The organism is Candidatus Pristimantibacillus lignocellulolyticus, from assembly GCA_023639215.1.
Classification (GTDB): Bacteria; Bacillota; Bacilli; order Paenibacillales; family Paenibacillaceae; genus Pristimantibacillus; species Pristimantibacillus lignocellulolyticus.
In genome coordinates this window covers 1,262,372-1,275,119 of the sequence record CP097899.1, presented here as the reverse complement: position 1 = coordinate 1,275,119, position 12,748 = coordinate 1,262,372, and the positions used below count along the sequence as shown (strand labels likewise).

At 37.0% G+C, this 12,748-nt stretch carries 11 protein-coding genes; 8 read left to right on the top strand and 3 right to left on the bottom strand.

The window, feature by feature from the left end; translation table 11 throughout:
• Positions 1-15 precede the first annotated feature (15 nt).
• Positions 16-2,013: a site-specific DNA-methyltransferase gene (locus tag NAG76_05235; GenBank protein URN95649.1), complete on the top strand. Its 1,998-nt coding sequence runs from the start codon at positions 16-18 to the stop codon at positions 2,011-2,013.
• A complete protein-coding gene (locus NAG76_05230) occupies positions 1,991-2,248 on the top strand; it encodes a hypothetical protein (protein URN95648.1) in 258 nt (85 codons plus the stop codon). Before NAG76_05235 ends, NAG76_05230 begins: the two co-directional genes overlap by 23 nt.
• A 121-nt stretch (positions 2,249-2,369) precedes the next feature.
• On the opposite strand, the gene NAG76_05225 is transcribed toward NAG76_05230, so the two are convergent.
• Together NAG76_05225 and NAG76_05220 are read right to left on the bottom strand one after the other, a co-directional pair.
• A complete protein-coding gene (locus NAG76_05225) occupies positions 2,370-3,929 on the bottom strand; it encodes a catalase (GenBank protein ID URN95647.1) in 1,560 nt (519 codons plus the stop codon).
• A 291-nt stretch (positions 3,930-4,220) separates the two neighbouring features.
• The gene (locus NAG76_05220; protein ID URN95646.1) at positions 4,221-4,532 is read right to left on the bottom strand and encodes a YbjQ family protein; all 312 of its coding nucleotides are present in this window, start codon (positions 4,530-4,532) and stop codon (positions 4,221-4,223) included.
• A 444-nt stretch (positions 4,533-4,976) separates the two neighbouring features.
• On the opposite strand from NAG76_05220, the gene NAG76_05215 reads away from it, so the two are divergent.
• The 5 genes from NAG76_05215 (at position 4,977) to NAG76_05195 (ending at position 10,248) form a co-directional block, all read left to right on the top strand.
• Positions 4,977-5,393 carry a chemotaxis protein CheW gene (locus NAG76_05215; protein URN95645.1) on the top strand — a complete coding sequence of 139 codons (417 nt, stop codon included), beginning with the start codon at positions 4,977-4,979 and terminating at the stop codon, positions 5,391-5,393.
• A gap of 149 nt (positions 5,394-5,542) precedes the next feature.
• Positions 5,543-7,915: a response regulator gene (locus NAG76_05210; protein ID URN95644.1), complete on the top strand. Its 2,373-nt coding sequence runs from the start codon at positions 5,543-5,545 to the stop codon at positions 7,913-7,915.
• A gap of 5 nt (positions 7,916-7,920) precedes the next feature.
• The gene (locus NAG76_05205; protein ID URN95643.1) at positions 7,921-8,301 is read left to right on the top strand and encodes a response regulator; all 381 of its coding nucleotides are present in this window, start codon (positions 7,921-7,923) and stop codon (positions 8,299-8,301) included.
• 67 nt (positions 8,302-8,368) lie between these two features.
• Positions 8,369-9,424, top strand: a complete 1,056-nt coding sequence (locus NAG76_05200) for a response regulator (protein ID URN95642.1) — start codon at positions 8,369-8,371, stop codon at positions 9,422-9,424.
• 272 nt (positions 9,425-9,696) lie between these two features.
• Entirely contained in the window at positions 9,697-10,248 is a 552-nt protein-coding gene (locus tag NAG76_05195; protein URN95641.1) for an ATP-binding protein, read from the top strand.
• Between the two features lie 70 nt (positions 10,249-10,318).
• Here NAG76_05195 and NAG76_05190 read toward each other — a convergent pair whose 3' ends face one another.
• Positions 10,319-11,146, bottom strand: a complete 828-nt coding sequence (locus NAG76_05190; GenBank protein ID URN95640.1) for an AraC family transcriptional regulator — start codon at positions 11,144-11,146, stop codon at positions 10,319-10,321.
• A gap of 720 nt (positions 11,147-11,866) precedes the next feature.
• Here NAG76_05190 and NAG76_05185 point away from each other — a divergent pair.
• The gene (locus tag NAG76_05185; protein URN96770.1) at positions 11,867-12,748 is read left to right on the top strand and encodes a zinc ABC transporter substrate-binding protein; all 882 of its coding nucleotides are present in this window, start codon (positions 11,867-11,869) and stop codon (positions 12,746-12,748) included.

The window sequence follows — 12,748 nt, the reverse complement described above, 5'->3', positions numbered from 1 at the left end:
GAAGGGGAATGTGAGTTGTTAAATCTAATTGCAGCATTGCCTAGTATCGTATCGGAAAGTCGATGTGAAGTGCGTCGCATCCTTGATAATTTAGACCATTGGAGTGACGTTGAATTAACTAACAGCGAATATATTATACCTACGCATACTCCTTACAAAGAAAAGCGAATGAATGATGCGACCATGTTATCAAAAGATTGGACAAACCGAATAATAAATGGTGACAACTTACTAGCTATGCAAGCTTTATTAACTGATAACTCTGCGCTTGGACAGCCTTCATTACGAGGGAAGATTGATCTTATCTATATTGATCCACCATTCGATAGTGGGGTAGATTATCGCTCGCAGCATACAATATCCAGTTCGACTAGTGAACAATCAACAGTTATGACTCAGATCGCGTACTCTGACTCATGGAGAGATGGTACCGTGAGTTACTTAAGGATGATTTGCCCACGATTAATGCTGATGAGAGAACTGCTAAGTGAAACTGGTTCAATCTACGTGCATATTGACTGGCACGTTGGTCATTATGTGAAAATATTGTTAGATGAAATTTTCGGTAGAGATCAATTTCGTAATGAGCTTGTTTGGCAAAGGGATGCTGTTGGAAAGGGAGCCAAAAAAGGTTCAAAGCAATGGTCAAGAGAACTGGAGAGCATCTATGTATATTCCAAAAGCGATAAGATGTACTTTCAACAACCATTTCGTCCTGCAGATCAACTTACCTATACTCAACTGAAAGAATTTCGATATGCTGAAGAAGATGGACGTAAGTTTAAAATCGTTACATTAGGTGATTATTCTTTGCAATCCATTGAGCAGATGAGAAGTAATAATCTGATTTATACAACATCAAGTGGAAAACAATATAAGAAGTATTACTTAGATGAATTTCAATTGGCAATCGGTTCACTATGGAATGACATTCCAAATCTATCGCATGGTCGGAATAATGAACGATTACATTTTGAAACACAGAAGCCAGAGAAACTTCTTGAGAGAATTATTGCAGCGTCAACACCAAGTGATGGTTTAGTTGCTGACTTTTTCTCTGGTTCGGGTACGACAGCGGCAGTTGCTGAGAAACTAGGTCGCAGATGGATTTCATCTGATCTTGGAAAGTCGGCTATAATGACCTCTCGGAAACGACTACATCAAACATGCAGCAAACCTTTTCTCTTTCAAATTATGAGTAAACGAGAACGTGAACAAGTAATAGAAGTGATTAGTGATGAGACAAAGCAACATGCATTTTATATTTTGCAAAGCTTTGGAGCAGAACCGATCATTGAACCTCTAGATGGGTATTTTGCTGGGAGTATGTCTAATACGAATACCATTGTCTTCGTTGATTATAACAATAAGCTCAATAATCGCCTTAGTATCGAACAGTTAAAAATGAAGTGTGCAAAGCGATATAATAAAATCATTGTTCTGAGATGGGCATTTGATCACAAGCTAATAGAGTCCGGACAATATGAGGGAATAGAATTGTATATTATCCCTGAACAACTTCGCTACTTCTCAATTCATCTTATCCATGCTCAGAAACCTTTGAAGACAGTGAAAATTAACTTTTCACCAGTTGCTATACTAACGGTATGCTCACCGATTATTGAAGTATATGATGATCAATGGCTCCATATCCATCTACAGCTAGAACATTATCATAGTCTCGCCGCTCATTATTCTATAGCTGCTTATCCTGAGCTACACAACATTATTAAGCAGGACCCACTGGCATTAATTGAATATTGGAGTGTGGATAGTGACTATGATGGACAATTATTTCGTAATGAGTGGAGACAACATCGGCAATATGCTCACAAGAAGCAAACTGATCATAGAGTTGCAACAAAACTTAAGATCACGGTACCTCGAAAATATGGTCAACGCACAATATGTGTGAAGGCATATGATATTTTTGGTTATGAAAGTGAATGGAGTACTACATTGACTGACAGCGATATTGCTCAAGGAGGCGATGATCATAGCAAGAACATATAAGTCAGAAGGAAGAAGAATAACGAATGCCTTGCAGGGAGTACTTGGTTTTATAAGTTGCTTTTTATATTTCTATGTCTTTACAGATTTACATTGGAGCTTTCTTGTTATGTTTCTATTAGCTGGAGTAATCATTGCTGAATTAGCGGGACAGAAATGGACTGCTATGCGTCGTCAATCTGCTAAGTCTAACAGAAATCGTCAGACTACTAGAGGAAGTCAGAGCAGAAGAGAGTAGAGAATAAAGTGAAAAGAGTAAGCGAAAAAAGTGAATATTGGAAGTAAATAAAACAAGTATGTAAAAGAGCGTTACCATTTGTCATTAATGAATATGACAAGTGGTAACGCTCTTATTGTTATTAATATGGATCAGAGGATTGGCTATATTGCTCTGCAGCTTTAACCGCTTGATCTTCTTCTTTGGAGGTTTGCGTACTCATTGCAGCTTTAACTCCTTCAGCTACGCGACGGCCATAATCAGCATCACTTAGTGTAACGTTATGAATCAGTAGCTCTTGTATTTCTTTGCGACATTGAATAAGAATACCAACAAGATTTGAGATAAGCTCATCCTTTTCCCAGTCACTTAGTCTTCGATAAGTTTCACCAGCTTGTCCAAAATTGTTCTCTCGATCAATTTTTTCACGAACGAGATGGCCTTCGATAAATGGTGTGTGCTCTTTACCAGGATTAGTTGCTTCCTTCAATCCACCTAGCAGAGAAGGTTCGTAGTTTACATGTGGATTTTTATATTGCCCAAAATTTTCACGGACATCCATTTGTCCTGCTTCTTGATTAGTTGCCACCACTTTGTTCGGTTTATTAATGGGTACTTGCAAATAATTGGCGCCTACCCGATGGCGTTGTGTATCCGAATAAGAGAATGTTCTTCCCTGTAGTAACTTATCGTCGGAGAAATCTAATCCATCAACGAGAACCCCCGTACCAAATGCTACCTGTTCAACCTCAGCGAAGTAATTTTCAGGATTACGATTCAACACCATTTTACCGACTTTATGCCATGGAACTTGATCCTTATACCATAGCTTTGTTGGATCAAGCGGATCAAAGTCAAACTCTGGATGATCATGATCTTCAAGAATTTGTACAAATAATTCCCACTCTGGATAGTTACCTTCCTCAATCGCTTGATATAAATCGCGTGTAGCATGATCATGACTTAGCTTTTGAATCTCATCTGCTTCTTTTTGCGTAAGATTACGAATTCCTTGTACCGGTTCCCAATGATATTTCACAAGTACGCCTTTTCCTTCCGCATTAACCCAACGGTATGCATGAACACCTGATCCTTGCATTTGACGATAGTTGGCAGGAATTCCCCAAGGAGAGAAGAGGAATGTAAACATATGTGTGGATTCAGGGGTTTGACAAAGGAAATCGAACATTCTTTCCATATTATTAGTATTTGTAACGGGATCTGGCTTGAATGCATGAACCATATCAGGGAACTTAAGTGGGTCACGAATAAAGAAAATCTTTAAATTGTTACCTACAAGATCCCAGTTACCATCCTCGGTGTAAAATTTCACAGCAAATCCACGTGGATCACGTAGTGTTTCAGGTGAATGTCCACCATGAACAACAGTAGAGAAACGAACGAAAACAGGGGTTTGTACTTCCGTATTCGTAAATACTTTAGCACGTGTATATGTAGAGATAGGTTTACCATCTACCGTACCGTACGACTGGAAATAGCCATGTGCCCCAGCACCTCGTGCATGAACAACACGTTCAGGAATACGTTCACGGTCGAAGTGACTAACTTTTTCAAGGAAATCGTAGTTTTCCATTGTCATAGGTCCGCGATTTCCAACAGTCCTGACACTTTGATTGTTCGTAACTGGATGACCTTGTCGATTCGTTAAGGTTTGGTCATTAGTTTGTTGTTGATCACTCATAGTAACAGCCTCCCTAAACTTCTCATTAGCTTCTCGAGATACTATCATATCGATGACAAATAAATCTGAAGCAACATGATTATTGTTGTAATACAGTTAAGTATTTCCATAGGAGAATGAAATATGTACCATAACAGAAATTGTATAGTTGATTCATTAAAAACTGATAAAGTTATAATAAAAACAATGTTATTTCATTATGTTCTAGCATTACGACAAGCAATGAAAAAGAAGAGATGAAGCTGACCGAGCAATATCGGTAACTTCATCTCTTCTATGACGGTTAATGTATTAAATAATAACTGCAGTACCGCTTACTGCAACCATTAACATACCTTCACGAATAACTTCATAATCGATATCTACCCCGATAATAGCATTCGCGCCCAGTCGATGAGCTTTTTCTTGCATTTCAGACATCGCAGCATCTCTAGCTTCTTGTAGCTTAGTTTCATAAGCACCAGAACGTCCTCCAACAATATCAGTAATCGAAGCTAGAAAATCACGTACAACGTTGGCCCCCATAATAACTTCGCCAGTAGTAAGCCCTAAATACTGTCTCACCGGGAAACCTTCAACAGTAGAAGTAGTCGTAATAATCATAATATTCCCTCCTAAACTTTTTGTAGCTTCACGAATGTTACTGAGTAAACAAAAAGTAACTTCAAAAGCATAAGCTAAACTTTTTGTAGCTTCACGAATGTTACTGAGTAAACAAAAAGTAACTTCGAAAGCATAAGCTAAACTTTTTGTAGCTTCACGAATGTTACTGAGTAAACAAAAAGTAACTTCGGAAGCAACTTCATTAATATTCTCAGTCGATGTGTAATTAATATGTAAGTCTAGTACGCAGCAACGTAGGTATAAGTTTCCTACATCTTATCGTAGTCTAACAATGTCAGTTTTATTCCATCTTGATATGACGGAAAGAATTGTTCTAACAATCTATCACCGATAGCTTAATAGATTCATATAGATATAGCAATAGTTACTAATGTAGTAATCATTGTATAACGTGAATTGAAAATATATTAGGTAGGTGATTACATGTTACTAGAGCAAACACAGTTTATTGAATTTCAAATAGATCAGGAACGCTATGCTTTTTATATAGAAGATGTGCAAGAAATTATTAAGATACAAGTGCTCAAACAATTCCCACATGCTATCCCCTATGTCAAAGGTGTGATTAATTTACGGGGACAAATAGTACCTGTAGTAAGTTTACGTGGATTATTTCATTATCGAGAAGTTGAGCCAACGAAAGATACTCGTATTATATTCGTTAATCATAACAACAGTATCATTGGAGTTATTGTCGATGAAGTACAAAGAGTAGCTTCGTTCTCTACTATCCAACCTCCCCCTGAAAAAGTGGGCGATATGAAAGGGAGTACCTTTGTTGGCATAGGTGTTGCAGAAGATGGGTTAGTAGCTATTATTAGAATCGGACAGATATTATAGATTAGGAGTAAAGAGATAGAATTAATTTAATAGGAAAAATAGTTATATGTGGTTGAATATAGTTTTATCAAAGCTAAAAAATGATATTATATGTATATTAAAGCGATTAACTTAATTCTATGACATCACATTTAGGAGGACACTGATTAATGGAACATTTGCACGGCTCGCATGATGTAGTACTTATAATGTTTTCATATATCGTTGCAGTTGTAGCGTCATATACTGTTCTAGAACTAACTGGGATAATTAGCGTATCTAAAGGAAGAAGCCGTTGGTTATGGCTTTTGTTCGGTGCCGTCGCCATGGGAGCAGGTATCTGGTCGATGCATTTTGTCGGCATGCTTGCGTTCACGCTTCCAGTACCTATTATGTATAACTTGTCTGTTGTACTGCTTTCTATGGTCGTAGCTGTCGTTGCCTCATTCCTTGCGTTATTTATTGTAGGACGCAATGAATTAACGCTAATACAGTTGCTAACCGGAGGGTTGCTTCTTGCAATCGGTATTTCTGCGATGCATTATATTGGAATGGCTGCAATGCAAATAGATATTAAGTATGACATATTCTACTTCGGACTATCCATCTTAATAGCACTTGTTGCATCTATTGCAGCGTTATGGCTATCGTTCTATTTCCGTAAAGGTGAAGGACGATATGTAGGCTGGAAGAAGCTAGGTAGTGGTTTAATTATGGGAGCTGCAATAGTTGGTATGCATTACACAGGGATGATGGCTGCTGAGTTTCATATGGGTGGAAAAGCTATGTTTTCTTCAGGCATGGAGCTAGACCAGAAGCGACTTGCGTACTTTATATCTGCAGGAACTTTGTTTACGTTAGGGCTATCATTAATAGGAATATACATATCAAAGCTATTTTCACATAAAGATTCCGAATTACAAGAAAAGTCAGACGAGATTTATATTATTAATCAAGAGTTACGGCAATTGAACGATAACTTGGAACTATTGGTAGCGGAACGCACAGAACAGCTTGAGAAAGCACATGACGAAGCGATTAAGGCAAATATGATCAAAAGCCAATTTCTTGCTAATATGAGTCACGAATTGCGAACACCACTCAATGCTATTATTGGATATAGCGAGATGTTGCAAGAAGAAGCAGAAGAACTGAACGAGCCTACATTTGTCGAAGATCTAGGGAAAATTAGTAAGGCGGGAAATCATCTGCTTGCACTTATTAATGATATTTTAGATATTTCTAAAATTGAAGCGGGCAAGATGGAAGTTCACTTCGAGACATGTAGAGTGACGGATTTGATTAAAGATGTGGTAGCGACGATTTCACCACTAGTGGACATAAATAATAATCAGTTGGAAATCGATTGTGAGGAAGGCGATATTACGACAGATGTAACAAAGCTACGGCAAATATTACTTAATTTACTTAGTAATGCGAACAAATTTACGAATGAAGGAAAGATTAGGTTACATATTTTTCGCGAAATAAGAGATGACAAAGAGGGTTATAGTTTCAGTGTTCAAGATACTGGAATAGGGATGAGCGATGAACAACTTGAGAAGCTTTTTCAGCCATTTATGCAAGCCGACTCCTCAACAACGCGCAAATATGGTGGTACTGGTCTAGGACTAGCAATTAGTCAGCGCTTCTGTAACATTATGAACGGAACGATAACTGTTGAAAGTGAGCTAGGAGTAGGTAGTAGATTCAAATGCTGGATTCCATTAGCTACTACGGAACAGGAATTGATGACGGATCCATTTATAGAGGCACCTTATGAGCTAGTGCAAGCAAATAGTGAGGTAAGTATTTTACTTATAGATGATGAGCCACTCAATCGACAATTGATGGAGCGCTATCTATCCGAAGAGGGATGGAAGATAGCATTTGCAGAAAGTGGGCAAGAGGGGCTTTTGTTAGCTAAACAGCTTAGACCAAAAGTCATTTGCCTCGATATTCTTATGCCGAGTATGGATGGATGGAGCGTCTTGATGGCTCTGAAGGATGACCCTGAACTTGCCGACATTCCCGTTGTCATCTGGTCGATGACAAGTGATAAAAATCTAGGATATACACTTGGAGCTTCAGAGTTTCTGATGAAGCCAGTACAACGTGAGCGGTTAATAGACGTACTGGACAAATATGTATCTAATTCTACTGATCATACTATCCTCGTTATTGAAGATGACACAACGACGAGTGAACTAATGACGAAGCTTTTACATAAAGAAGGCTACACAGTAACTCAGGCTCATAATGGTAGAGTTGCTTTGGAATGTATAGCTAAGGAAGTTCCACAACTAATTATTCTGGACTTGATGATGCCAGAAATGGATGGATTCCAGTTTATCGAAGAATTACGTAAGCAGCATTTGTGGAGAGATATTCCGATTGTGGTACTAACAGCGAAGTCGATTACAATGGAAGATCGCATTAGATTGAAGGGTTATGTAAAGAACGTTATTCAAAAAGGAATGTACGATCAGAAATCGTTATTAAATGAAATTCATCAGTTAATATCAGGTGTTAAAGGAGATTGACCGACATGCACACGTACATCATATTATTAGTGGAAGATAACGAAATGAATCGCGATATGCTTTCTAGGCGCTTAGTCCGCAAAGGTTTTCGAGTTATTACAGCGGAAGACGGTCAACAAGGGATAGATCTCGCTATTCAAGAAAACCCTGATCTTATTTTGATGGATATGAGTTTACCTGTTGTAGATGGCTGGGAGGCTACAAAAATAATTAAAAGCTCTCCAAAGACACAATCAATTCCGGTTATTGCATTAACTGCTCATGCGATGGCTGGTGATGAAAAGAAGGCGTACAGCGCGGGTTGCGATGATTTTGATACGAAGCCGATTATGCTGGACCGGCTACTTGGGAAAATAGAAGAGAGACTGACAAAACATATAGAGTAAATTTATTTTTTCGTTCATTGTTACTTGTACAAAAAGTTGCATATACCGTACGATCGGAGCATAAGAAATGGACCAACTCAAACTTAACTTAGCAAAGATATTAATCGTTGATGATCAGGAATATAACGTAAGTCTTTTGGAGCGAATACTTGGACGCGCTGGATTTAAACAATTATTTAGCACAATGGATCCTTATCAGATTGAGAAGATGTTAGATGAGGTTGATCCTGACATCATATTGCTCGATTTACATATGCCAAGGATGGATGGTTTACAGGCGCTTAAGTTAATTCGCGAAAAGTCAGGTCGAAATAATTATTTACCAGTACTGATGCTTACAGCTGATATGACATCAGAAGCCAAGCAAGAGGTGCTCCAGGCAGGAGTTAATGATTTTTTGACCAAGCCTTATGATCGAACAGAAGTTATTCTCCGCATCAACAATTTATTGAAAACAAGATATTTACATATGCAACTTCAACAGCACAATAATACGCTTGAAATGAGAGTACGTGAACGAACAGAAGAACTTCAGCAAGCAAAATCGGAAATTTTGCAATTGCTTGGTAAAGCAGCGGAATATCGCGATGATATGACAGGGCAACATACACAACGAGTAGGTCTCTTATCTGCTTTAATTGCAGGACGTTTAGGGCTTACAGAAGGGCAGATTGATTTGATTAGAAGGGCAGCCCCTCTTCACGATATTGGGAAGATAGGTATTCCTGACGACATTTTGTTGAAACCAGGGAGATTTGAACCCCATGAATTTGAACGGATGAAGACACATACGACAATTGGTGCCAATATTTTGGAAGGTAGTTCATTTACTGTCTTGAAGATGGCAGGAATTATTGCGAAGTCACATCATGAAAAATGGGATGGTTCTGGTTATCCCGAGGGGCTAAAGGGAGAAGAAATTCCTCTGGAGTCAAGAATTGTAGCACTTGCAGACTTTTTTGACGCACTGACTCATGAACGGCCATACAAAAAAGCTTGGAGTTATATAGAAGCAATTACGGAAGTAGAAAAACAGAAGGGCTATCATTTTGATCCTCAAGTTGTTGATGCTTTTCTATACTTAGTTGAACATAATAAATTGGTTGAATTAGCTACATCATAACGCTATCTTCATAATTATTCAAAATCGCTTGCTTGGTAAATGTCGGTTTACACTTACATTGTACTAAGAGGCGATTTTTTTTGTGTAGTTTAATCGCATGAAAAGCAATAAATATTTTAGTAGAACTGTATTAATGAGAGGAGGAAATAATAATTAATTCGAACAAAAATAATTCCATACTTTCATATAGAGAAATATTTCAATGGCATGAACATGAGAAATTAGTATACACACAAGATTTACATGATACTATTTTGCAAGAACAAATTATATTGGCAAGAGCTTTGGAACGATTAATGATAGATTACGCTACTATGCAAAGTAAAGATATTAAAGAACAATTTACTAGATTATATGAACATCAACAAGACATTATTTATAACATGCGACAATATTGTACGCAGTTAAGATCACCAGCGCTAATTGGTGAGAATTTGGAAGATGCAATTATGAGGTTAATTGATGGTGTTCATTTACAATCAAACATTGAAGTCTCCACTCGTATTATTGTTAATATCCGCTGTGGCCAAGAGATTGAAAATCATCTTTTTCGAATGATACAGGAGTTATTGCGTAATGCTATGAAACATTCTGAAGCTACGGAAATTACTATAAATCTTAGCATCGATAGTGAGCTTATTAATCTTGAATATTATGATAATGGAATTGGTATGGAAATGCCTCAAGCGTTAATACAGAAGCGGGTTCAACATATGGGGTTAAGTGGACTGTATTATCGAACAGAGGTTTTAGGCGGAGATTTACTTATAAAAACTGCATTAAATGAAGGAGTAAAGATAAGTATTCTCATTCCGCAATCGTAAAACGTATAGTGTATAAAAACAGCTATCCTTCGAATTTAGAAGTGCTAGCTGTTTTCTATGTTGCTATAAATTACGAAGAGATATTCAAATTTTTCCGATAATCTGATGGAGAGACACCGTTATATTTTTTGAAGACCCGACTGAAGTAGAAGCTATCATGATATCCCACTAATTCAGCAACTTCTGCCACGCTATAATGATGTGCACGAAGTAATTCTCGAGAACGTTTCATGCGAAATGATGTCAAATAGTGATTAGGCGTCATACCTGTATATCGTTCGAATAGATAAGCAAATCTTCTGCGTTCTACACCAATGTATTGTGAGATATGTGTGACAGATAGTGGCCTATTGTAACGTAAATGCATATACTGAACTGCTTGAAGCATAAGTTCAGATTTTTTGCTTTGCGTACATTGTTGAATGGAGATTAATAACGTTTCGAGTAATTTAAAGAATATAACTTTTGTTTGAATACTTGTTAAAGGGTTAGGACGTATATAACGTTCTGCAAGTTCATCTATAGATTGCGTAATGTTTTCATTAAGACTTGTTGGAATTAAAAATTGCTCTGTATAGATCGGATAAACCAGTTCATCTTCTTGGTTAATACGATATTGCAATACGGCATAGTTCCAAGGCTCGTCTTCTTTCACTACAAGATCTAATTTCATATTAGCACCAGTGTGCAACAACGTACCTGGTTTTACATTGTAGCGTGTACCATTAATGACGACCTCTGCACATCCTGTTAATGTAATCACTAATTCGCTGCAGTCAGATGAGGTATATCCAGTGAAGGAGTGACGTGCTGATGAGATTGTATGTTTAATTATATCGACAAATTGAATGGAAGCTTCGGAAAAGTATTCTATTATTCGAGGTATTGGGTATTCCATAATTATAATTCCTTTCATTTGTTCATAGAAATAGCAAAAATCAATCCAATTATAGAGAATTACTAAGAGTACAGAAGTTATGTACACAAATGATAATAATTATCAGTATCAATTGAATTTTATCAAATGAATGTCTAGCTGTACATGGACAAAAATACAATTTAGATGAAATGTTTATAATGCTTATGAAAAAATATCTATATGAGTAGCGTAATTTAAATAAAGTAGAGAAAGATAGCATGGACAAAAGACAATATGAATATGAAATAATGTGTAAAGTCTGATGACAATAGTTAATTCATATAAATAATGACGATTCATTTTGCTATTAAATTGCCCAAGACTATAACTATTGCTAAGCACTATAAATTTTGTGTACAGACATAACTTTTGTTCTAGGTGAATAAAGTTGCACAAAGGAAACAATCGGCGTATACTATAAAAAACGGAGTATAATCTTACGCAGCGAATTTTCGCTACGAAGAAGAATATCAAGAACCTACAAAAGTTTAGATATGATTTCGAAGTTACTTTTTGTTACGAAGAAGTAGCTCGAGAACCTACAAAAAGTTAGATATGCTTACGAAGTTACTTTTTGTTACTAAGAAGTATCTCAAGAATCTACAAAAAGTTTAGGAGGGATTATTTTTGAAATTACAAAGAGCTGGAATTCAACGATTGATGCTAGTAGGTATGGTATTACTTTTAAGTTGGGGTGCAATGGCATGTTCCAATCAATCCCTGAATACAGAAGAAGATGACGTTATTCATGTTGTAACGACGATAGCTCAAATTGCTAATCCGATTTCAGAAATTGGCGGAGAGCATGTTAAAGTAACAAGTCTAATGGGTTCAGGTGTTGATCCCCATTTATATCAAGCAACAACAGGCGACATTTCTAAATTAGAACAAAGTGATGTGATTCTTTATAGTGGTCTTCATCTTGAAGCTAATATGATTAAAGTATTTGATCAGATGAGTAAGTCCAAACCAGTTGTTGCAATCGGAGAAAGCATTGCTGAAGATGAGTTATTACGAGATGTAAAAGGAGCAATTGATCCTCATATTTGGTTCGATATCGATCTATGGAAGCAAGCACTAACAGCTGCGACAGAGCAATTAATAGAGATGCAACCACAATACAAGGATGATTTCCTTGCTAATAAGGAACAGTACTTTGCGAAGCTAGATAGTTTGAAACAGCAAAGTGTAGCAAAACTAAGTGAAATACCAGAAGAACAGAGAATTTTAGTAACAGCACATGATGCGTTCGGGTATTTTGGCAGAATGAATGATATTAAAGTTATTGGGTTGCAAGGATTAAGTACGGAAGCTGAAATCGGGCTTACAGATATTGAAGAAACGATTGATATTTTAATGGAGCATAAAGTTCCAGCAGTATTTATCGAAAGTAGTATTAATCCAGCATCGATTCAAGCCGTAATCGAAGGAGCACAAAAAAATGGGATTGATGTTCAATTAGGTGGATCGTTATATTCCGATGCAATGGGTGCAGAGGGAACAAGTGAAGGTACGTATATTGGCATGTATGAACACAATGTAACAACTATTTATGAGGCATTAATGGGGAAGGGTGAGTAA